The organism is Paenibacillus sp. sgz302191, from assembly GCF_057749925.1.
Window position 1 is genome coordinate 212,903 of sequence record NZ_JBYLHY010000011.1, and the last position, 23,437, is coordinate 236,339.

A 23,437-nucleotide genomic window follows, 5' to 3' on the forward strand; every position below is an offset into this window, starting at 1 on the left:
AGAGTGGAATTCCACGCCATTAAATTGGACGGATTGGCTTTGGAAGAAGACGACGATGTGTACATGGACGAAGTGGCGGAAAGCGATATCGCGATCATTGGAATCGCCTTGAAGTTTCCTTTGGCGGAGACGTTGGAAGATTTCCACGACATTTTGCGGACGGGCGTCGATTGTGTGCGGGAGCTTCCGCCTTCCAGAAAAACGGCGGCAGACCGGTTTTATCGTTATACCGGAACCGATCCGGCCCGGGTTCGCTACGGCGAGGCGGCTTATTTGGAGGAGATCGACAAATTCGATTACCCGTTTTTTAAATTGTCGCCGAAGGAAGCGGGCTTGCTCGATCCGAATCAAAGATTGTTTCTGGAAACCGCCTGGAACTCCATCGAAGATGCCGGTTACGGCGGAAACAAGCTGCAGGGCAGCCGGACAGGCGTTTACCTCGGATACGGGTCCGATTCGGAGTACAAAAAAATGATCGAGCAAGCCGAGCCCGAATCCGCCTCCATGTCGATGGCCGGAAACATCCGCCCGATCATCGCGAGCCGGCTGTCCTACATTTTGGATCTCAAGGGGCCGAGCCTGATCGTGGATACGACCTGCTCCTCCTCGCTCGTCGCGGTTCATTTGGCCTGCCAGGCTATCCGCAACGGGGAGTGCGATGTGGCTGTTGCAGGCGGCATCCAGATTCACCTTCTGCCGGTCAGACCGTTTGAAGTCGGCATCGAATCTTCGACCTCCAGAACGCGGGCGTTCGACGATGCTTCCGACGGCACCGGTACAGGCGAGGGCGTCGTGGCGATCGTGCTGAAGCCTTTGTACAAAGCTCAGGAAGACCGCGATTCGATCTATGCGGTCATCAAATCCAGCGCCGTCAACCAGGACGGCAGCTCGGCCGGAATAACGGCGCCCAATTCGGATGCGCAGGCGGAAGTTATCGCGGAAGCGTGGAAAAGAGCCGGCATCGATCCCGAGTCGATAGCTTATATCGAAACGCACGGAACGGGGACGAAGCTCGGCGATCCGATCGAAGTCGAGGGCATACAAAAAGCGTTTCGCATGTTTACGGACAAAAAGCAGTTTTGCGCCATCGGTTCCGTCAAAAGCAATGTCGGCCATCTCGACAATTCGGCGGGAATCGCCGGACTCGTCAAAGCCGTGCTGTCTTTGCAGCATCGGGAGCTGTTCCCGACGCTGCATGTGAGCCGGCCGAACCGGAAAATCGATTTCGCGGAATCGCCGGTTTACTTGAACGGCCGGCTGGCCAAGTGGGACTCGCAAGCAAGCGTTAGGCGCTGCGGCGTAAGCTCGTTCGGCATTAGCGGGACGAACTGCCATATCGTGCTGGAAGAGGCTCCCGATGCGTTCAGCGGAAGCGAAGAGCCCGGGAACAGGCCGCGCCTGTTCGTGCTTTCGGCGAAATCGGAAACGGCTTTGCGGAATTTGGCGCGGAATTATGCCGAATTTTTGGCGGCTCACCCGTCTGCGGATATGGGCGATTTGTGCTGCACGCTCAGCACGGGCAGGGGGCATTATCCTTTCCGCCTCGCTCTTGTCTCCGGCAATGCCGCGGAACTGGCGAGGGCGCTGTCCTCCTTTGAGCGCGACGGGACGACGAGCGGGCGGAGCGCCTATTCGCAACAAGCAAGCCGGGCGGCTGCGGACATTTTGGACCGATATGCGGCGAAGGGCGAGCAGGAGGACGCCCTTTTGCATGAGCTTCGCCTCTTATACGAGAATGGGGCGGATATCGAATGGCACCGGCTCTACAGGCAGGAAAAACGGCGGCGGCTCCATCTTCCGGCGTATCCTTTCGACAAAAAGAGCTGCTGGCTGGATATTCCCGATCTCTCTCCGGAGACGGATGCCCTTGCAGTGGAGCCAGGCGCCGGAGCGGAAAGTCTTTTCCATCAAGCGGTTTGGGAAAAAAGCGAAATCGCCCCCGATTTGCAAGGCCGGAAAGCGGCCCGCCATCGTTATTTGCTGTTTAAAGACGGCGATAGGGGCATGGGGGAGCGGCTTGCCGCAAAGCTGAAAGCGGACGGCAGCCGGGTTATCGAGGCGGGGTTCGGCGGCAAGTTTGAAGCCGTGGGTGAGGACGCCTACTCGATTGCGGGCTCGGCGGATGACTACAGGCGGCTGCTGCGGGAAATCGGCGAAGAGAGCGTGACCCGAATCGTTCACCTATCTTCTTTCACCGATCAAGCGGAGTGTCATACTTTGGACGATCTTGAGGGCAGCTTGAAGCGCGGCGTATACAGTATCGTTCACCTTCTGCAAGCGATGAGCGAGAGCGGCAATACCAACGCGATGGAACTATTTCTCGTTTCCGATCACGTTCATGAGGTGAAGGGCAGCCAAGCCCGCGTCAATCCCGAGCATTCGATTTTATTTGGACTGGGCAAAGCGCTCGGCTGGGAGCTTAAACATATTCGCGTGCGGTGCATCGACATCGAAGCCGCGTCAGACCTTGACTGCGTGCTGGCGGAGCTGGGTGCGGAAACGAACGAATACAAGGTCGCTTACCGCAGCGGCGAGCGGTACGTCGAACGAATCGGTCCGATCGGCGGGCAGAGCGGAATCGGGAACGGGAACGGGAACGAAAGCCCGATCGAGCTGAAATCCGATGGCGTCTATATCGTAACGGGCGGCTTGGGAGGCATCGGACTGCATGTCGCCAAATGGCTTGCTTCCAGGCATCGCATCCATCTGGCGCTGATCAACCGTTCCGTTTTCCCGGAGCCGTCTCAGTGGGATCGCATGTTGAGCGGCGGCGCGGATCCCAAAGTGTGCAGCCGGATTGCCGCGATCCGGGAAATGGAGCAAAACGGCTCCTCCGTGCAGTGTATCAGCGCGGATATCGCCGACGAAAAGCAAGTAAAAGAAACGATCGGCATGCTGAAGATGCGCTACGGCAAAATAAACGGCATCGTGCATGCGGCCGGGATTGGCGAGGGCGACTATGTAAGCCGTATGTCGGAAGAGCGATTCGGTGCCATATTGGCCGCCAAGGTGCAGGGAACCTGGCTTTTGGATCGCTGGACGCGCCGGGAGCCGCTTGACTTTTTTGCGCTGTTCTCCTCCGCAATTACGCTCATCGGGGGCGTCGGATCAGGCCCGTACACGGCGGCAAACAGCTATCTCGACGCGTTTGCAGCATACCGGAGCCGCCAAGGCCGGCGGACGTTCGTCATCAATTGGCCCGCCTGGGACAATACCGGTCTTTCCGAAGGCACGTCCGTCGACGAGCAGAAAGAGCTGTTTCACGTTTTGCCTGTCGCGCAGGGCGTTCACGCTTTCGATTTTGCCTTGAACCGCGATTTCCGGCAGCTGTTTGTCGGCAAATGGAACCTTGACTGCCGTCTGTTTGAGCTGGGCGACAGGCTGCCTTTCCGGCTGACCGGGACGCTGCAGCGTCAAATCGGCCTCCGGAAAGCGGAGCAAGCGCCGGCGCAGGCACCCGCGGCTGCGAAGCGCATGCAGCTGAAAGGCAAAGCGGATAGCGAGTACACGGAGATCGAGCAAAAAGTGGCGCAGGCGTGGGTCCAAGTGCTCGGATATGAGGAACTGGACGTTCACGACAACTTTTTTGAAATCGGCGGCGACTCGATTTTGCTGACCAAAGTGCATGCGATCATCGAAGCGCAGTTTCCCGGAAAAACGGCGATTGCCGATTTTTTCACCCATACGACGATCGCTCAAATATCGGCGTTTCTGCAAGGGCCGGAGGAAACGGAAGCAGAAGCGGCGGTTTCATCCGCCGGAGCAAGCGGCGCCGGGCGGGATGTGAACGATATCGCCGTCATCGGGCTTTCGCTCAACATGCCGGATGCCGATCATCTCGCGCAATTTTGGGAAAATATCAGCAATAAGCGGGAGTCGATCAGGAAATATCCGCCGAGCAGACAGAAGGACTGCCAAGGTTTCATTTTGAACTACACCAGCTTGCGCAAACAGGATATCGAGTACAGTTACGGAGGCTTTTTGGACGAAGTCGACGGGTTCGATTACGGCTTTTTCAATTTGTCGCCCAAAGAAGCCATGCTGATGGACCCTAACCAACGGCTGTTTCTGGAAGCTTGCTGGCAATCGATCGAAGATGCGGGTTATGGCGGCGGCAAGCTTGCGGGCAGCCGGACAGGCGTTTATTTGGGCTTTGCGGATTGGCCGGTGTACGGGCAGTACATTACCAAAAAGCATCCATCTCTCGTTCAAATGGCCGGTGCCGGCAATACCCCTTCCCTGATCGCCAGCCGGATTTCTTACCTGCTCGATCTGAAAGGCCCTGCCTTCCTGGTCGATACGGCCTGCTCCTCGTCGCTTGTCGCCGTGCATTTGGCGTGCATGGCTTTGAAAAACGACGAATGCGATATGGCTATTGCCGGCGGCGTCAAAGTATGCCTCATGCCTGTCGACGGCGTTTCCGACATCGGCATCGAATCGTCCAGCAGGCAAACGTGCGCTTTCGACGATCAATCGGACGGCACGGTGTGGGGGGAAGGGACGGTTGCTCTGCTGCTGAAGCCACTAAACCGGGCCGTCGCGGACCGGGACCGCATTTACGCGGTCATTAAAGGCAGCGCGATCAATCAGGACGGCGCATCCATCGGAATTACCGCTCCGAACGCTCCGGCTCAAGAGCAAGTGCTGGTCAAAGCCTGGGAGCAGGCGGGTATCGATCCTGAAACGATAGCCTACATCGAGGCGCACGGGACGGGCACAAAGCTCGGCGACCCGATTGAAATCGAGGGCATCCAGAGGGCGTTCAGGCGGTTTACGGACAAAAAGCAATTTTGCGCGGTCAGCTCGGTCAAAAGCAATGTCGGCCATTTGGACAGCGCCTCCGGCGTGGCTGGTCTTGTTAAAGCGATTGCGGCGCTCGTCTACAAGGAACTGCCGCCTGCGCTGCATTTTTCGAGGCCGAACCGCAAAATTCCTTTTGAGCTCTCGCCCGTCTATGTCAATGACAGAGCGGCGGCATGGGAAGCGGAAGTGGGAATCCCGAGAAGATGCGGGGTCAGCTCGTTCGGTTTCAGCGGCACGAATTGCCACGTCATCCTGGAAGAAGCTCCGGCGGCAGGCTCCCGTACCGGGGGCGGACGGCAAGCCGCACCGGGCGGCCGCCATCTGCTGGCGCTGTCGGGCAAAAGCCGGCCGGCCCTGGAAGCGCTGCTCCGCAGCTACCGGGAATTCGCCGGGTCAGAGTCGGCCGAAGCCGATTTAAGCGATATTTGCTATACGGCAAATACGGGAAGGGGGCATTACGCCCACAGGCTGGCGATTGTCGCCGAGGATCAAGCCGGCTTGCTCGCGAAGCTTCAGCAGCTGTGCGCTGAGGGGCTGGACGGGCCTCTGCCCGAAGGGACGTTTTACGGCGAACACCGCATCATCACCGTTCACAAGGAAAAGCTGCAGCGCGGAGAACTCGCAGCGGGCGAGCGGAGGCGGCTGAGCGCGGAAGCGTCCGCCCTGCTGGATGCGATGCGGCGGAGCGGGCGGCATCAGGCGGATATGAACGAGCTGGGCCGCTTGTACGTATCAGGCGCGGATATTCATTGGGAAAGCTTGTACGGCGATGAAGCGCGGACCAAAGTTCAAGTTCCGCTGTACCCGTTCCAGCGGACGAGGTGCTGGATCGAACCGGAACCGGATGAGCCCGGTATCGAGCAAGAGAACCGGGAACCGCGTTCGGAGGAATCCGCCGTTCCCGTCCGTCTGCAAGGAAGGGAGGATCGCCGCTACACGTCGTTGGAAATAGCGCTGGGCCAAGCATGGGGGAACTTGCTGGGCATTCAGGACATCGACATTTACGACGATTTCTTTGAATTGGGCGGCAACTCCTTGTCGGCGATCCGGCTGGAAGCCGAATGGAGCGATAGCCGGATTTCCGTTTCCGCGGACGATTTGTACCGATTCAGGTGCATCAAGGAATTGGCTGAACATTTGGGGGGCGGGAGCCGGGAGCCGGCGGCGGAAACGAATCCGGCCAAGCCGAACGATAGAGCAGAGCGTCAGTCGAACGACAAAGCCGATCGTCCGCCGAGCGAGCAAGCGGATGACAGCGATGCCGTCATTCTCCCGCGGTTCGAGCCGTTCAACGAAATTTTTTACCAAAATTGCTTTTTCAACTCAATGTTTCCGATTGCGGGCCATTTCGGGCAAAGTATTTTGCCGTTTTTGGTCAACGATCTGATCGTTTACGAATATGCGGGAGAGCAGTTCAGCGCCGGTTACGCGCCGTCGCTTCCGTTGGAGCAGCTGTTCGGACAAGCAGGCCTGCGCGTGGAGACGCGTTATGACAATGCAAACATTGTCGAGGAGATCACGGCAAGCTTGTCCGAGGGAAATCCGGCCGTCGTCTGGGTCGATTCCTTCTATGAATCGATTCGCCGCGACGCTTATCTCAAACAGCATATCGACCATACGCTGCTGGTGTACGGCTATAACCGCAAAGAGCGGATGTTTCACATCATCGAGCACGACAGACGGGAAAACTTGTCCTACAAAAAACGCGTCATTCCCTTTGAGGATGTAAGACGGGCCTGCGCGGGTTTTACCGAGCATTTTGTGAACGAGGGCCTGCATCTGGCCACCCATTTTGTATTCCGCCATGCCCCGGTGCCATCGGACAAAGCATCCGCTGTTCAAACGTTTGCCAAAAATATGGCGGCGGGCAAGGATAAAATCGCCGCCAGCATGAACGTTCTTAACCGGTTCATCGGCACTTATCGCAGCCTGACTGCGTCCGGGGAGGTGTTAAAGGAACATTCCGCTCATTTGGTCGCGTTCATGAATGAGGCGATTACGGTGAAACAGGTGGAAAAGTACCGGTTGACCCAGCTTTTCGGACAAGAAGAAGTGCTGCTCGAAGCGCTGGACGACGTGATCGGCAAATGGGAATACGTCAGAAAAGGAATGGCCAGATTCATGTATCAGCCGGATTTCAATCCGCAGGTTTTTGCAGCGGGCTATGAAAAGCTGGTTCTGCTCGCCGCGGCTGAAAACAAATTCAACGCCCTTCTTTCGTCGCAATTGGAAGCTTGCCTGGAGAAAAGTTCATCACCTAACTAAAGGAGGAATTAAGGTGGAAGACGATATCAAAGATAGAGTCATGCTCATGCTGAAAGATATTTTGGAGGATAGCGAAGGCCGGTTGGAACAAATGGGGCCAGAGGACGATTTGTCCGAATTCGGCGTCAATTCGATGACCTTCATCCGGCTCGTGTTGGCGCTGGAGATGGAGTTCGGGGTTTCGTGGGACGATGACGATTTGCAGTTCCAAAACTTTTTGACCGTGAACAATATAATCAAGTACGTATCGAGCTCTATGCCTTCCAGCGCCTGACCGAACCGATCTCAGCCGGATGTTTACTAATCGATAGAAAGAAGGGACATTTGATGTGGACGAATGCCGGGGCTTTGAGCGGTGACAAGCTCGTCAAGCATGTGGAAAACTTGGTTCCTCATTTGAAGCAATTGACTATTTTTCCTTCGGAAATATGCAATTACCGGTGTTCCTTTTGCCATATATGGGGAGAGACCGGGTGGGCGCTCAAAGAACCGCAAAGAATCATCAAAGAACAGCTCGATATCGATGTGCTCAAACGGTTTATCGATGAAACGGCGGCCGTGAACAGCAAAATCGGCGTCATTTTGACGGGCGGCGAAATTATGCTTTACAAGCATTTCGAAGAGCTGGTGCGCCATCTGCGCAGCAAAAAGATGAACGTGTACGTGAACACCAACGGTTCCCTGATCAAGAAAAGCATTCCCTTCCTGATCGAGAACGTCGTCGTCGTCAATATTTCGATCGACGGCCCTGAGCCGTATCACGACGCTATCCGGGGCAAAAACAGCTTTCAAACGATTTGCGACAATATCGAGGCGCTGCTGCTGGAAAAGAAACGCAGGAGAAAAATGTTTCCGTTCATCAGCATCAACATGGTGCTGTCCCCGTCCAATTACAAAAGCGCCAAACATTTTATACCTTCCCTCCGGGAACGGTTCAAGGACGCTGCGATCATTCTGCACGACACCAAAAGCCCGTGGTCCAAAAGCCGGGACATCTCGGTCAACTTCGCCCCCCTGCTCTACACGACGCATGAACGGGGGCAGGCATACGCCGCTCAAATGAAAGAGCATCTGGACTGCGACGTGTCCCCCGCCTGGCAAGGATTCGTCGATGAGTCGATCGATATCGATACCGAATATTTGAAAAGCGATCTTCAAGAAATATGGCGCGCCGAAGGCGTCGACTATTCGGACTACGTCGATATTCACGATTATTACACGGATATCGACAACGTCTTCGGCCGGTCCAAGTGCGTAGCTCCCTGGCATGAGCTGATCATCCGCAGAACGGGCGACGTCTATCCTTGCGTCGATCTTCCCGACTATAAATTCGGCAATATTTATGAGCATTCGTTCCAGCATATATGGGAGGGCGAGAGGGCGGACACGTTCCGCAATTATTTGAAAACCGACAATTTGATGATGTGCAACCGGTGCACGCGGCTGTTCGCCGACCCGGAAACGTTTTAACGAGGCGCATTCCGAACCGTCATTCGAAAATGTCATTATCATGGAGGGATGATTGCATGCTGACTGTCGAAAGCTACATTCAAAACATGTTCGCCGAACGAATCGGCGGAGAGCGGTTTGGCAAAGACACCACCGTTTACAAATTCGAGAAAATCAAAAGGGCCCGCGCGCGTGCCCGGGAAGAAAAGCCGGGCATCGCGATTATCGATATGGGGCTCGGCGAACCGGACTGGATGGCCGATGAGCAGGTTGTGGCGGTACTTGCGGCCGAAGCTGCGAAGAAAGAAAACCGCTTTTACTCGGACAACGGTTCAGAGGAGTTGAAAGAGGCGGCGGCCCGATATATGGAGCGCATTTACGGGATAACGGGGTTGAACCCGCAGACCGAGATCAATCACTGCATCGGATCGAAGAGCGCCCTGGCGCAACTGCCAGCCGCTTTTATCAACCCCGGCGATGTTACGCTGATGACGGCACCGGGATATCCGATCATCGGTACGCATACGAATTGGTTCGGCGGCGAGACGGTCAAGCTCCCTCTGGTCAAGGAACGCGGGTATTTCCCGGATTTGAACGCGCTTCCCGAAGAAACGGTCCGCCGGGCGAAGCTGCTGTATTTGAATTACCCGAACAATCCGACCGGCGCGACGGCAACGAGAGCGTTTTACGAAGAAGTGGTGGCGTTTTGCCGCAAGCACGAAATTATCGTCATTTCCGACGAAGCTTACGCCGCTCTAACATTTGACGGCAATCCGCCGCTGTCCTTTTTGAATGTTCCGGGTGCGAAGGAAATCGGCGTTGCGGTGCATTCTTTGTCCAAGGCGTACAATATGACGGGCTGGCGGATCGGCTTCGTTGCGGGCAGCGAGCTGATTGTAAAAGCTTTTGCCCATGTCAAGGAAAACCATGACTCGGGCCAATTTTTGGCTATCCAGAAGGCGGCCGTTTACTGTTTGAACCACCCTGAAATTACGGCTCTCACCGTTGAAAAGTATTCCCGCAGGCATGACAAGCTCGTTGAAGTGCTGCGGTCGGCAGGTTTTGACGTGCAAAAGCCGAAAGCCTCCTTCTTCCTGTACGTACCGATTCCGCGGGGGATCGAGAACGGAAGGCAGTTCGCCTCGGCGGAGGAGTTTTCCGAATACTTGATCATGGAAAAGCTCATCTCGACAGTACCTTGGGACGACGCGGGAGCCCATGTGCGGTTTTCCGTTACGTTCGAGGCCGAGGATGAGCAGGCTGAAGACGCGTTGATGCAGGAACTGAGCGAGAGATTGCACGATATCCGCTTTGTGTGGTAGGAAATTACTCACTATAGGTTTGCCGTATGCGCGGTTCCCGGTATGGATTGTACCGGGTTTTTCTTTGTTATAGCCATGCCGGCCGGAAAAAAGTCGTTATAACGTTAATTGAAGTCGGTTTTCGGGTAGAGGGGAACGAACGGCTTGTTCTACAATTGTAATTGTACGCTAGCAACGAAATGATTATAGGGTAGCGGAGGTAGTTGACATGAGTTTATCGATGGGTTTGCAGCTGTTTTCAGTAAAAAATGCGCTAAAACAAGACTTTGTCGGCACTTTGGAAAAGGTCGCGGCAATCGGTTACAAAAATTTGGAGATGGTCATTCGCAAGACGGATGAGGGATTAAGCTTGGGAGGCGACGTTACACCCGCTCAGGTAAGGGAACATCTTGACCGCCTCGGCATGCAAGCCGTCGGCTGCCATACCCGGGTGAATGAGGAGACCGAGTGGGAAGGCATTATTGAGGCCAACCACATCATCGGCAGCAAGGCGATCGGGTGCTCGATCGCGTTTTTTTCCAACCGGGACGACGTGCTGAGATTCAGCGAATCGTTTAACCGGTACGGAGAATTGTGCAAAAAGAACGACCTGGGCTTGTACTATCACAATCATTTTCATGAGTTTCAGGTGTTTGATGGACAGACGGTCATGGACATCATGCTGGAGCATATGGAGAAAGATTTGGTTAAATTCGAGTTCGATACGTATTGGGCGGCCAGAGGCGGCGCAGACCCGGTTCACTGGCTGAACAAGCTGGGGGACCGCTGCGAAATGCTGCATCAAAAAGATTTGCCGGCCGCGGCCAAGCCTGTGAACTGGTTCGACGTCTTCGGAGCGGACAGTCCTATTACGATCGATGAGCTGTATAAGACGCAGGATCCCGGTCATTTTTCGGAAGTGGGCGAAGGCGTTCTGGACATCCGCTCATTTATCCGAGCCGCGCGCAGCATCGGGGCCGCCAAATATATGTTCGTCGAGCAGGACGTGACTGCCAAAGACGAGCTGGAAGGCATTGCGATCAGCTATCGCAACTTGGAGCGATTATTGAAAGAAGCCTAATAAAAGGGGTGCCGGGTGCACCTCTTTTTTCTTGTCTGCGGCAGCCGTAGGGGGGCACGGTCGGGGACGGTCAAGGCAATGAAGATTGCCTCGAACCGACTCGCAGCTCTGACGCTCTTCGATGCGCTGGGGCTGCGAACTATTTTGCAAATCTTAGGCTGCCCAGAAACCCCCGCGTTAGAGGAGATAGCCTCAATTTGCCTGGCTGCACGAAGAAAACCTGCAAAAATACATGAATTTGCGTCCTTAATCGCTCGCCGCGAACAATTCCTGCAATTGTGCAGGCTTTTCGCCGCGAACATGGGCTCAGGTTCATTTTCATCGAAAATTCCTGCACAATCGCAGGCTTTTCTCGGAAATGAACCATTTTTATGGAAAAAGCCTGCACTTTTGCAGGCTTTCTACCACGCGCGACGACTGGCCGGCGGATTTGCCGGTTTCTTTGGCGGCGAAGTGCCGCGCATATGACGTTAAAAACGGTGAAACGGGTAGTTTGCGAGCAAGTTTGGCCTTAGCCTCGGCCTCATGCTCTACGATAACGGTAAAACCAATCAGGTGTATTACGAATCCCCCCGACTGAGCTGTTCCGGGACCAAGACAATTTAGTAGGTCTTTTTACATTTTTCCTTATACTTGCGTTGAGTTGACCTTGCTCATTTCAGCGAGCATACGTTTGCGAACGATGAGGGGATTGAGATCGGGAGATAAGATGTACTTCGCGTAGTCTGAGGCACTATTTTCAATTTGGTCATCTGCCGCTTTGACCGCGCCATAAAATTTGTAATGCGGCAGGAAAGTCATGCCGATTTGATTGGCAAACGCTTGAATGGGGCGGATCAGTTCGCTGATTGTATAGCCGATTAAGCCGCCCGACTGATAGGAGGATTCATCGCCTCCGATCGACATGGCCAGGACGAGTTCTTTCCCCGCAACGGCTTTGCCGCCAGCTCCGAACAGCCAGGATGTCGTAAACACGTCATCGAGCCATTGCTTGAGCAAAGCCGGTGTGCTATACCACTGGATTGGAAATTGCAGCACGATGCGGTCATGCTGTGCAGCGAGGTCTTGTTCATGTTCCGCGTTGATTACAAAATCGGAGTATGCCTGATATAGTTCATGAACCGTTATTTGATCGGGGTATCCACGCAATTCCGCCAACCAGCGTTTATTTACGCGAGACTGTTCGATCCTCGGATGAGCTGCAATGACTAGAATTTTCATCGATAGCCTCCCTTCGTTTCGGCCTCGATGGTTTCTTTCATAACCTCTGCTCCGCGATTTACACGTGCTTGAATTTCGGCAGCAAGATGTTCCGGGAGGAAATCGGTTATCCATACGAGCTTGGTGCCGTTGTCGCCATGTGGGAAGACTTGGAAGGATGCATGATGATGCAATAGCGGCATACGTCCTTCTTTTACCGCGTACGCCATTCTCCGTTCCTTTTCATCAACGGAAACGATGAGCTCGCGAACCATGCCGCCTTTTGGCAGAATGAGCGTTCTTTCGTTACCGTTCATAAGGGTGTTCTCGGTATAGCCGGGGACCAGACGATGATGGACAGCACCTACGTCGCTGACCGCATCCCATACTTGCTCAGGCGAGGCATCAATCAAAATCTCTTTGTAAATCGTTGGCAAATGATCACGCTCCTTGAGTTCATTATATTTTTGGTTGAGAACTCAGTCAACCATAAACCGAAAAAAATTAATCCGGCTTGAAAAACGAAACTGCCGATGCGGCTATTTGTTGGACTTTTTCGCTCATTTCGTTGTTTATTTCCGTTTCCGTCAAATTTTGGGCGGCCAGATCTTGAAGAAACTGATCCATGTAACTCATTCCCTGAGAGACCGCTCCCCAAAATTGCATGGCCATAAGGTTTGCGTCTCCCTGACGGATGACTCCTTGATGAATTCCTTTGTCAATCGCTTGCGCCATCGGCTTGATAAAGCTCTTCATCCATTCAAAGGGCGACAATTCCCCGGGCTGATACAGATGATGCAGATCCAGACTGATTCGCATATAAAAACGTTGGGTCACGGGATCTTTGATGATACGTTCGCAGACGAGCAGGGCATAGCTTTTGAATTGCTCGAGCACTGGCGTATCCTGTTCAAAATGCTCAGTTGTGTAGTTAAGGGAGCGGTCCATCATGCTTTCGTAAAGTTCCCGAAACAGGCTTTTTTTATTTTTGAAGTAGTAATACACCAGTCCATGTGCAAGGCCCGCCTGATTTGCAATGTCACTCAATGTCGCGGCCGAAAAGCCCTTTGACACATAGACGTGAACGGCTGCCTGCAAAATCTCTTGCTTACGCTGCGCTCGAATAGACTCGTTCTGTTCCTTTGTACGGGGAGACATGTCTTCACACCTTGCTTACATTTTTTATTACCAGTATACGTGAAAGCGATCAAGATGGAAATCCGCACCCTGCCTTTCGCCCAAACGTCAATAAAGGGTTGTCCCATAAGTCATCAAAACGACGAAGGGACAGCCCTTTGTTTTTTAAACTTTGACCAATTCAATCCCGCATTTCTCAATCGTTTGCACCCATTCGTCCGTTACGTTGTTATCCGTAACAATCATATTCGCGCTTTCCAGCGGGGCGAACAAATGCAAGGAGCGTTGATTGAATTTGGAGGAATCGGCGAGGATGTAAGTCATTTCGCTTGCCTGCGTCATGCAATGTTTGATTTCCGCCTCCGCGTAGTCATGGGTCGTGAACCCCTTAATGGTAATGCCGCCGGTCGATATAAAAGCTTTGTTGACGTTAATGTTTGTAAAAAACTCTCTGGAGGTGCTGCCGATGAACGATTTGGAAGGTTTCCTCATCTCGCCGCCGCACATCATCAATGTAATATGTTCCATATTCCTCAGTTGATACGCGGCATTCAGGGAGTTCGTGACTACCGTAATGTCCCGAAGCTGGGATTCAGCCATAGCAACGGCAATTTGATACGTTGTCGTACTCGAATCCAAAATGATCGTGTCATAGGGTTGAATTAATGTCAAACAATAGTCGGCAATTCGCCGTTTCTCCGATTCATGCTGACTTTCTCTCAAGTCCAGGGGCGCTTCGTCGATATAGCGCACGCCTCCGTGAAATCTGCGAAATTCTCCGGTTTTCTCAAGCTTCAACAGATCTCTGCGAACGGTCATATCGGAAACATCGAAATGTTCCATGAGATCCTGCACGGAGACGCTCTTCTTTAACTTAATCAACTCGGAGGCTTGTTTTAATCGTCTTTCTGACATTGGAGTTCCTCCAGCTTGCAAAATGTTTATATAAACATACTAAGTTAAAAAGCCTCTTTTTGTCAAATAATTCGCTGGGTATATAAACAAAATCAAAACAATATGGATGAGAAATAAATCATTGCAGTAAATCAGGGCACAAAAACGCGTATTTGGTTAGATTTTTCCAACGTGAATATAAACAATTTGAGTGATTTTGATCTATTTTTAAGTAAAAATGTTGGAATTATAGCAATGAAACTTGCTGTAAGCGCATAGAAAAGTTTTAATTGTTTGTTTTATGTTGACTATCAAACAAAATGTTGTTAATATGATCATGGAAATACAACCCAATTAAAGGAGACGGATGATCTATGTTAATGACGATGAGCGAGTTGTTGTCGGTTGCCTACAAAAATAAATTTGCTGTGGGTGCTTTTAACGTCGGCAACGGGGAATTTTTACGGGCAATTCTGGAAACGGCGGAAGCGCACGAATCTCCGGTTATTTTGGCAATCCATCCTTCCGAGCTTGAATTTTTGACGGACAGCTTTGTGGCGTTTTGCCGGGAAGCGGCGAACAAGGTTAAAGTGCCGGTCGTTATTCATCTGGACCACGGCGCCGCGAACGGGCAGATCATCCGGGCGATTCGCTGCGGCTTTACGTCAGTCATGATAGATGCGTCTACATACAGCTTTGAAGAAAATGTAAGAAGAACCCGCGAGGCTGTGGCCATCGCCAAGTCGGTGGGGGTTTCCGTCGAAGCCGAGCTCGGTACGGTAGGCCAAGCGGAAGGAAGCATGGAAGGGGGAGAGGAGGAGATCATGTATACAGACCCTCAAGAAGCGGCGGAATTCGTATCTCTGACCGGAATCGATACGCTGGCTGTAGCTATCGGCACCGCTCACGGCATGTATCCGAAATCCAGAAAGCCAAAGCTGCAGCTGGAACGTTTAAAGCAAATTGCATCTGTAGTGCCCATTCCTTTAGTGCTGCACGGCGGTTCCGATAACGCTCCCGAAGAAGTAGCCGAATCGATCCGGCTCGGTATTAGCAAAGTGAACATTTCGACGGAAATGAAAAAAGCATTTTTCACGCAAATGCGCGCGGAATTCGCAGCCCGCGAAAAAGAATGCGAGCCGACGGTTTTATTTCCGGCCCCTATCGAAGCCGCCAAAGCTTTGATATTGAAAAAAATGGAGCTATTCGGTTCAACCGGGAAAAGCGCCCTATACTAATTTCGGGGAGTTGGGTATATGCTGACTCATTTGGAAAGGGAAGAAGCCGGGAAAAAAACGATGGACTATTTCAAAAGCGCGGGAATTGTCCTTACTCCCGGCGAACAATCGCAAATTGAGATTACGGATTTTGGTCTGGGAAATTTGCAGCGAACCGGATTGCAATTATTTACTTATGTCAACATGCCTCGTTATTGTGCAAAAGAGCTTGTACTGTTCCCGGGGCAAACTTGTGCGGAACATGCCCATCCTCCGATCGATGCCGGGAATCCGGGCAAACAGGAAACTTTTCGCTGCCGTTCGGGTCTTGTGTATCTTTATGTGGAAGGGGAGGCGGCGCCTCATATCAAGAGCTGCGTGCCACGTGGCGATGAAGCGTTTTATACGGCTATGCACGAAATTATGTTGCGCCCGGGGGAGCAGTATACGATTCGGCCTAATGTCAAGCATTGGTTTCAAGCCGGAGCCGACGGAGCCATTATAAGCGAGTTTTCCTCCATAAGCTTGGATGAGTATGACGTGTTTACCGATCCGCGGGTCGTAAGAACGGTTTAAACATACAGCCGTATGTTTACGCCGATTTGAACACGCTTACATATCGTGCGGCGATGTGGATCGACTTTCAAAAATGAATGGGGAGGCGTTGATTTTGCAAAAAAAATGTTGGTTTGCTTTAACCGTTCCCGCATGTATGGTTGTGGCCGCAATCAGTGGATGCGGAGGGCAAGCGCAAGTAACCGGCGGGGATCGTGCAGCCCAGTCGCCAAGTGCGGCAGCATCGGCATCCGCTCAAAGTTCAGATGCAAAGCCGGCTCCGAAAGTAACCATCAATTTTGCCGGGATGAAAACTTTTGGCGAAGATTCCTGGACGGAATTGGTCAAACAATTCGAAAAGGAAAATCCCGATATTGCCGTCAAAGTGAATCAACTCCCCGCTCCTTCGGAAAGCACGGCTATACATCAATATTTGGTCACCGCCTTATCCTCCGGACAAAACGATGTTGACGTATTTACCGGCGATGTCATTTGGGTGCCCGAATTTGCCGCCGCCGGATGGACGGAACCGATGGATGCGTACATTACGGATAAAGATAAATATTATCCCGGAGTCATCGGCGCGCTAACGTATAAGAAGCAATTGATGGCCGTGCCCTGGTATGTCGACGGAGGTATGCTGTTTTACCGCAAAGATTTGCTGGACAAATACAATCAGCCCGTGCCCAAAACGTGGGACGAATTGGCGAAAACCGCCAAGCTTATACAGGAAAAAGAGAACAACTCCAAATTGCAAGGCTTCATGTGGCAAGCGAAGCAGGCTGAGGTTCTCGTTTGCGATTTTGTGGAATTTTTGACAAGCGCCAATGGAGCGGTTTTGGATGAGAGCGAAAAACCGGTCATCCACAGCCCGGAAGCCGCCAAGGCGCTGCAATTTATGAAAGACTCGATCGCGAGCGGCTTAAGTCCGAACTCTGTGCTGTCGTCCGACGAAGAGCCGAGCAGAACCGTATTCACGGACGGAAATGCGATTTTCCTGCGCAATTGGTCGTATACCTGGAACGTATCGCAAGACGAGAAAAGCTCGAAGGTAGCGGGAAAGGTCGGCGTCGCTCCGCTGCCGTCTTTTGACGGAGGCAAAAGCGCTTCCGCCATGGGCGGATATCAATTTATGGTTGCGAAAAATTCCAAAAATAAAGAAGCGGCCGTTAAATTCGCTAAATTTTTGTCCAGCGAAAAATCGCAGCTGTACTTTGCCAAAAAAATGGCGTTCAGTCCGACGCGTCCGGCGGTTTTGGCCGATGAAGAGCTCAAGAAAAGCGTGCCGCTTCTTTCCAATCTCGACAATGTGTTCAGGGGCACTATCGCCCGCCCGGTTAGCCCTAAATATCCGCAAATCTCGCTGAAGCTGCAGGCCGGCATTTCCGCGGTGCTGGCAGATAAAATGCCGATCGATAAAGCGCTGGCCGACCTAGACAAGCAAATGAACGACCTGTTGAAATAACTGCGCCCAAGTCCATGAGCTGCGTTGTCCGCGCAGCTCAAAAGGTGGTCATAGATGATGCCAAGAATGAAAAGACAGCATAAATCGATGCTGGCCGGATATTTGTTCATAGCTCCCGCACTGCTGATTCTAATGGTGATCGGATTTTATCCTTTGATGCGGACGTTCATCTTGAGCTTTTACGACACGACATTTATTAATCCGGTATCCGCGTTCGTCGGAATAAGGAATTATGTCGACTTAGCGGGCGATGTATGGTTTAAGGTTGCATATAAGAATACGTGGCTGTTTACGATGATTTCAGTTATTTTGGAAGCCGTATTGGGACTCGGCATCGCTCTGCTGCTCGACAAAAAGCTGCCAGGCCGAAAATGGGTCAGAGTGAGCGTCCTTATTCCATGGGCGATTCCAACGGTCATTTCCGCCAGGATGTGGCAGTGGCTGTACAACGGCGATTTTGGCTTGATCAACTATCTGCTTGCCAAAGCGGGAATCATCGGGTCTTACCAAAATTGGCTGGGCGACAGTTCGTCCGCTTTGTGGGCGGTCATCATTGCGGATGTGTGGAAAACGACGCCTTTCATGGCCCTCATCCTGCTTGCAGGCCTGCAAACGATTTCGGAAGAAATATACGAAGCTGCGGATATTGACGGCGTGCGCCGCTGGCAGCGGTTCCGGCTCATTACATTCCCGCTGCTCTTGCCAACCTTATTGACTGCTTTTTTATTGCGGGCATTGGACGCTTATCGGGTGTTTGATTTGATCTACGTCTTGACTGGCGGGGGACCGGCCAACTCGACGGAAGTGTTGTCGAGCTACGCGTATAAAACGACGTTTTCCGCGACACAGGTCGGGTATGGCGCTTCCATGGCGGCGGTGATGGCCGTATCCGTGCTTATCTTTGCTGTGATCATCCAATATTTGCTGCGCCGCACCTATGTTTGGATAGAAGGTGAAAACTGATATGCAGCGCAAACAAATAGTTAAAGCGTTTCTTTTGCTGCTGTACGCCGCAGTTATAATTTTTAATGTCGGACCGTTTCTGTGGCAAATCATTACGTCATTTAAGCTTGATCGCGATTTAAATTCTTTGCCTCCTATTTTACCGCCCAAATTTACGCTATCCCATTATAAAAATGTGCTGGAATCGAATTTTATCCGATTCATTGCCAACAGCTCTATCGTAGCGGTCAGCGTTACTTTCATCTGTCTTCTTTTAGGAAGCTTGGCTTCCTATTCGATCGCAAGATTGCCGATTAAGGGCAAAGGGCTTGCCCTCGGATTATTTTTGGCAACCTCGATGTTTCCGCAAATTGCCGTGGTCATTCCGCTGTACTCGTTTGTGAAACAAATCGGTTTTTACAACAGCTATACCGGACTCATTATTTCTTACATGCTGTTTTGCCTGCCTTTATCCGTTTGGCTTTTGTACGGATTTTTTCGGGATTTGCCTCGCGATCTTGAGGAAGCTGCGGCGGTGGACGGCTGCGGGATTGTCCGAACGTACTGGCAAATTGCGCTGCCTTTAATCATGCCGGGTATTGTTTCTGCGGGACTGCTCGTTTTCATCGCCTCATGGAACGAATTTTTGTTGGCGCTTACGCTGACGAATAACATTCAATCGCAGACAATTCCGGTAGGCATCGCTTTATTTCCCCAAATGTTTTATGTCCCGTGGGGCGATATGTCCGTCGCTTCCATCGTCGTTACTTTGCCGCTAATTCTCATCGTTATACTTTTTGAAAATAAATTAACTAAAGGTTTGATAGGTGGTGCGGTAAAAGGATGATACGAATCGCCTGCGGTTTTACGGCCAACGCCGATGCGACGGGAACATTAAATGAAGCCCTGCTAGACCGGATTCAACAACGATGTACATTACCAAATATGTCTGCCGCCCCTCCGGTATCTTATATCTCCTCTTGGGATGAGTTGTACAAAGCGATTGTTTGGAACGTTCAAAGGGGAAGCGGCGCGGAATATATCGTTACAAATGAAAGCGTTTTAGCGGAGATGGACAGCCTGACGGATTGGAGTTGGGCCGTAGGCGGAACAGGCCTGCAGGCGGCAAGCGCTGTTTGCGCAGCGGGGTATGGCGCCGTCGTTAATTTTCCCGTTTGGTCGAAAGATTTCGATTTTCTCGTTTCCCAAAGCGGTCTTGAAATGGAATTGAAGGAACACGGACGCCCTGCTGTTCATTATATTTTGGAGTACAATCGGGAGGACGTCTCCAACCGGATCATTCTGCGGGGCTTGAAAGAGTTTGGCAAACGTTTGATTGCCCCCGGTTTTGCGGAGCGTTTGCGAAATAAGCCGGACAAATGCCGTTGGCTGCTTATATCGGGGTACAACGCTGCCGATGCCGCTGAGGATATGGTTGAATTGTTGGCGGAAACCAAACAATTTTTGCAGACGCTGGGCGAATGCCGCCTGCCTGTTCATCTGGAATTGGCGGCGATATTTTCGAGGGACGATCAGTATCGCATCATTCATGAGCTTGGGCCGCTGGTGCAAAGCATCGGATTAAACGAAGATGAACTGGGCGAGCTGTTTCCAACGGAGCGGCCGCTGCTGGAGCTGAACGATGACCGGCTGATCGGCATGCTGCTGGAAGCGCACAACCTGTTTAAAGCGCCGAACTTAATTGTCCATACGCATCAGTTCGCTGCGTGCGTAACGAGCGGGAGCCGTTCCGGGTGGAAAGAGGCGCTGAGCAACGGCGTTCGATTTGCGGCATCCAAAGCTGCCGAAGGGCGTTTTTGCACGCTTTCCGAAATCGAAACGTGGGAATCGGCGCTGCAGCCGCATCCGCGGGGAGCAAGACTGGCGCAAGCGGCGGAAAAAACAGACAGCGTGATTATCGTTCCCGCATTGAAAGCCCGGGCGGTATGCACGGTAGGACTAGGCGATACCTTTACAGGCGGTTTGCTATTGACTGCGCCAATTTCGGCGGCCCCGGGGGAGAATGAGGGGGCTTGATCCCGATCCGATCAGGCCGCTTCTTCCTCCCCGGTGCATCGGGAACACGATGACATGGCCTTGCCTACTCCTTATTCATATGCGTCATATAGTACGCCTTGCGGAAATCCGTGGGCGTTATTTTTTCGTATTTTTTGAACAGTTTCATGAAATATTTTTCATCGCGGATGCCTATCGAATAAGAAATTTCCTTGATGCTCTGCGTTGTCCGAAAAAGCAAATCCTTGGCCTTCGAAATGCGCAGAACTTGGATGTATTCCAGCAAATTCATGCCTGTCTTTCTTTTAAAGCAGCGGGACAAATAGTCCTTGTTGTAGCTGAATTTATCGGCAATTTCAGTGACGGAAATCGGTTCCGAGGCATGAATGCGGACCCATTCGGCGATCCGTGCCATCGTATTGTCCTCATCGCGGCGGGGGCGGGCGCTCGCAGGATGAAAGCCGGCAATCGCCTGTTCCGACAATTCGATCAGGAGCGAGGTCAGGAAGTAATGGACGCCGAACCGGGTGGAATAATTCGAGTTATTGAGATGCTGCAATTGCTGAAAGATGATGTTGATGCGCTCGATGGTCGGGGACTTGAAATACAGCGGGATGTACACGGACGTGTTGAAGCGGTGCGCTTCCGGGTCTGTTTGCAGCAGACGGATTTCATCGGCGACGGTTTGAACGTCGGCGATATGGTGCTCGCCGGGGCATATAAAGTGGAACCAGTAGAAGGAAAGCCCTTTGCGGCTGGGCGCGCAGCCCTGATGGATGCGGTTCGGCAGCAGCAGCAGCATGTCCCCGGGTTTTACCGCGTATTGAACATTTTCCTGCTCGATATAAAGCGTTTCTTTGACGCCGATAATCATCTCGAAGCTGTCGATCGTTCGCCGCGAATGTATCCAGGGCGCGCCGGATTCGAATTGTCCTCCAGATATGAATTCAATTGGGGCGGTTATGTTCGCTTTCAGAAGCTTCATTGGAGCGGCCACATCCTTTCCGGCTGATTACCTCCCTATGTTATCCAAAAAGGTAAGTTTTGTACACCTATTGTTGGTTTGAGACTGCCGACAGAATGAGGGCCGCGGTGCTATCATTAAGCCATTGGTACAAAATGTAGCCGGACGGCTAAGGGAGGAAACCTATGAAGCCAATGCGCGCCATTCCTTTGAAGCAGGTCAAGATTGACGATTTTTTCTGGTCGAAGCGTCAGCAATTGATTCGGGAGACCGCCATTCCTTACCAGTGGGATGCGTTGAACGATACGATTCCGGACACCGAACCGAGCCATACGGTGGACAATTTCCGGATTGCCGCCGGAGAGTTGAAGGCGGATTTTTACGGGCAGGTGTTCCAGGACAGCGACCTGGCCAAATGGCTGGAGGCCGCCGCCTACGCCGTCTCCCTGAAGCGGGATGACAAGCTGGAGCGCATAGCCGACGAAGTGATCGAGCTGCTGGAACGTGCTCAACAGGAGGACGGTTATTTAAACACCTACTTCACGGTGGCAAAGCCCGGGCGGAAATGGACCAATTTGCGCGACGATCACGAGCTGTATTGCGCGGGCCATCTGATCGAGGCGGCAGTCGCTTACTACGAGGCAACGGGGAAAAAGAAAGCGCTTGACATCATGACCCGTTATGCCGACCATATCGCCGCCGTCTTCGGCCCGGAACCCGGACAAATTCGCGGATATGACGGACACCCGGAAATCGAGCTCGCGCTGGTGAGGCTGTATCGTGCGACCGGCAACGGCAAATATTTGGAGTTAAGCAAATATTTCATCGAGGAACGCGGCCGGGAGCCTTATTTTTTTGATGATGAGGAGAAGAAGCGTACCGAGCACCGGGTAGCGAAGCGCAGGGCGGACTATTTTCAGGCGCATCTGCCTGTGCGCGAGCAGACAACCGCCGAAGGCCATGCGGTCCGGGCGCTGTATTTGTACAGCGGTGCAGCCGATATTGCGGCCGAATATAACGATACAGGCTTGCTCGAAGCTGCCAAGACATTGTGGCGCAACGTGACGCAGAAGCGGATGTACATTACGGGGGGCGTCGGTTCCAATGAATATTGGGAATCGTTCACCGTGGATTACGATCTGCCCAACGACCGGGCTTACACGGAAACTTGCGCAGCGATCAGCCTGATGTTCTGGGCGAACCGCCTGCTGCAAATCGAAGCGGACCGGGAATACGCCGATGTCATGGAGCGCGTGCTGTACAACGGCATTCTCAGCGGCATCTCGCTCGATGGCAAACGGTATTTTTACGTCAACCCGCTTGAAGTTTGGCCGGCCGCCTGCGACCTGCGCGAAGATTTGCGGTCGGTACAGCGGGAGCGGATGCCGTGGTTCGGCTGCGCTTGCTGTCCGCCGAACATCGCCAGGCTGATCGTTTCGCTCGGACAGTACATCTACTCCTACGATGAAGGGCAGCAGGAATTGTTCGTGCATTTGTACATAGGCGGCAGCGTGCGGCAAACGATTCACGGAAACGGCGTGGAAATTCGCCAGCAAACGAATTATCCGTGGGATGAGCGCGTAACGCTGACCGTTGCGGGGGAGGCGGAGCAGATGGGCGAGTTCACAATAGCGCTCCGTTTGCCCGCTTGGTGCAAAGATGTTCGCATTGCCGTCAACGGAGCCCCGCTCGATCTTGCCGATTGCACGCACAAAGGCTATGCGAAAATAAAGCGGGAATGGCGGAGCGGCGACAGCATCGAAATGACGCTTCCGATGCCGGTTGAAAAAGTGCGCGCTCATCCGAAAGTGCGGGAAAATGCCGGAAAGCTTGCTTTGCAGCGCGGTCCGATCGTATTTTGCCTGGAGGAGGCGGACAACGGCGGCAACTTGCGGGACCTCTGGGTAACGGCGGGCTCGCGTTTCTCGGCAGCATTCCAGCCGGACTTGCTGGATGGGGTGACCGTTCTCGACGGCGAAGCGTGGCGGTCGGCCGGCGGCTCCGATTCGGACAGCTTATATGCGACCGCCGAATACGAAAGAACGCCGGTTCCGATCCGCGCGATCCCTTATTACGCATGGGCGAACCGGGAACCGGGCGAGCTCGCCGTGTGGCTCCATGAGTACCGCAAATAAGCGAATAGACGAT

Annotated in this window: 18 protein-coding genes; 13 read left to right on the forward strand and 5 right to left on the reverse strand. The window is 52.8% G+C overall.

Features of this window, described 5'->3' with window-relative positions:
• The first annotated feature begins 3 nt into the window (after positions 1–3).
• From AC3G2T_RS17795 to AC3G2T_RS17820, 6 genes are all read left to right on the forward strand, one after another.
• Entirely contained in the window at positions 4–7,068 is a 7,065-nt protein-coding gene (locus tag AC3G2T_RS17795; protein WP_488436389.1) for an SDR family NAD(P)-dependent oxidoreductase, read from the forward strand.
• Positions 7,069–7,081: 13 nt separating this feature from the next.
• On the forward strand, positions 7,082–7,342 hold the full coding sequence (locus tag AC3G2T_RS17800) for an acyl carrier protein (protein ID WP_474681168.1): 261 nt from the start codon (positions 7,082–7,084) through the stop codon (positions 7,340–7,342).
• Positions 7,343–7,395: 53 nt separating this feature from the next.
• A complete protein-coding gene (locus tag AC3G2T_RS17805) occupies positions 7,396–8,538 on the forward strand; it encodes a radical SAM protein (RefSeq protein ID WP_488436390.1) in 1,143 nt (380 codons plus the stop codon).
• Between the two features lie 56 nt (positions 8,539–8,594).
• On the forward strand, positions 8,595–9,839 hold the full coding sequence (locus tag AC3G2T_RS17810; RefSeq protein WP_488436391.1) for an LL-diaminopimelate aminotransferase: 1,245 nt from the start codon (positions 8,595–8,597) through the stop codon (positions 9,837–9,839).
• A gap of 208 nt (positions 9,840–10,047) precedes the next feature.
• Positions 10,048–10,899, forward strand: coding sequence for a sugar phosphate isomerase/epimerase family protein (locus AC3G2T_RS17815; RefSeq protein ID WP_488436392.1), 852 nt, complete (start codon positions 10,048–10,050; stop codon positions 10,897–10,899).
• Positions 10,900–10,977: 78 nt separating this feature from the next.
• A complete protein-coding gene (locus tag AC3G2T_RS17820; protein WP_488436393.1) occupies positions 10,978–11,367 on the forward strand; it encodes a hypothetical protein in 390 nt (129 codons plus the stop codon).
• Between the two features lie 159 nt (positions 11,368–11,526).
• On the opposite strand, the gene AC3G2T_RS17825 is transcribed toward AC3G2T_RS17820, so the two are convergent.
• From AC3G2T_RS17825 to AC3G2T_RS17840, 4 genes are all read right to left on the reverse strand, one after another.
• The gene (locus tag AC3G2T_RS17825) at positions 11,527–12,120 is read right to left on the reverse strand and encodes an NAD(P)H-dependent oxidoreductase (protein WP_488436394.1); all 594 of its coding nucleotides are present in this window, start codon (positions 12,118–12,120) and stop codon (positions 11,527–11,529) included.
• Entirely contained in the window at positions 12,117–12,536 is a 420-nt protein-coding gene (locus AC3G2T_RS17830) for an SRPBCC family protein (protein WP_488436395.1), read from the reverse strand. The genes AC3G2T_RS17825 and AC3G2T_RS17830 overlap by 4 nt, the downstream gene beginning before the upstream one ends.
• 67 nt (positions 12,537–12,603) lie before the next feature.
• Positions 12,604–13,257: a TetR/AcrR family transcriptional regulator gene (locus AC3G2T_RS17835; protein ID WP_488436396.1), complete on the reverse strand. Its 654-nt coding sequence runs from the start codon at positions 13,255–13,257 to the stop codon at positions 12,604–12,606.
• A 144-nt stretch (positions 13,258–13,401) separates the two neighbouring features.
• Positions 13,402–14,151, reverse strand: coding sequence for a DeoR/GlpR family DNA-binding transcription regulator (locus AC3G2T_RS17840; RefSeq protein ID WP_474681160.1), 750 nt, complete (start codon positions 14,149–14,151; stop codon positions 13,402–13,404).
• A gap of 353 nt (positions 14,152–14,504) precedes the next feature.
• Here AC3G2T_RS17840 and AC3G2T_RS17845 point away from each other — a divergent pair, with 353 nt between their 5' ends.
• The 6 genes from AC3G2T_RS17845 (at position 14,505) to AC3G2T_RS17870 (ending at position 20,346) form a co-directional block, all read left to right on the forward strand.
• Positions 14,505–15,368, forward strand: a complete 864-nt coding sequence (locus AC3G2T_RS17845; protein WP_488436397.1) for a ketose-bisphosphate aldolase — start codon at positions 14,505–14,507, stop codon at positions 15,366–15,368.
• An 18-nt stretch (positions 15,369–15,386) separates the two neighbouring features.
• A complete protein-coding gene (locus tag AC3G2T_RS17850; protein WP_488436398.1) occupies positions 15,387–15,923 on the forward strand; it encodes a D-lyxose/D-mannose family sugar isomerase in 537 nt (178 codons plus the stop codon).
• A gap of 94 nt (positions 15,924–16,017) precedes the next feature.
• On the forward strand, positions 16,018–17,367 hold the full coding sequence (locus AC3G2T_RS17855; RefSeq protein WP_488436399.1) for an ABC transporter substrate-binding protein: 1,350 nt from the start codon (positions 16,018–16,020) through the stop codon (positions 17,365–17,367).
• A 54-nt stretch (positions 17,368–17,421) separates the two neighbouring features.
• Positions 17,422–18,330, forward strand: coding sequence for a carbohydrate ABC transporter permease (locus AC3G2T_RS17860; RefSeq protein ID WP_474681156.1), 909 nt, complete (start codon positions 17,422–17,424; stop codon positions 18,328–18,330).
• Position 18,331: 1 nt separating this feature from the next.
• Positions 18,332–19,156, forward strand: coding sequence for a carbohydrate ABC transporter permease (locus tag AC3G2T_RS17865; RefSeq protein ID WP_474681155.1), 825 nt, complete (start codon positions 18,332–18,334; stop codon positions 19,154–19,156).
• Positions 19,153–20,346: an ADP-dependent glucokinase/phosphofructokinase gene (locus AC3G2T_RS17870; protein ID WP_488436400.1), complete on the forward strand. Its 1,194-nt coding sequence runs from the start codon at positions 19,153–19,155 to the stop codon at positions 20,344–20,346. Before AC3G2T_RS17865 ends, AC3G2T_RS17870 begins: the two co-directional genes overlap by 4 nt.
• Positions 20,347–20,410: 64 nt before the next feature.
• Here AC3G2T_RS17870 and AC3G2T_RS17875 read toward each other — a convergent pair whose 3' ends face one another.
• The gene (locus AC3G2T_RS17875) at positions 20,411–21,310 is read right to left on the reverse strand and encodes a helix-turn-helix transcriptional regulator (protein WP_488436401.1); all 900 of its coding nucleotides are present in this window, start codon (positions 21,308–21,310) and stop codon (positions 20,411–20,413) included.
• Positions 21,311–21,474: 164 nt separating this feature from the next.
• On the opposite strand from AC3G2T_RS17875, the gene AC3G2T_RS17880 reads away from it, so the two are divergent.
• Entirely contained in the window at positions 21,475–23,424 is a 1,950-nt protein-coding gene (locus AC3G2T_RS17880; protein ID WP_488436402.1) for a glycoside hydrolase family 127 protein, read from the forward strand.
• Positions 23,425–23,437 lie beyond the last annotated feature (13 nt).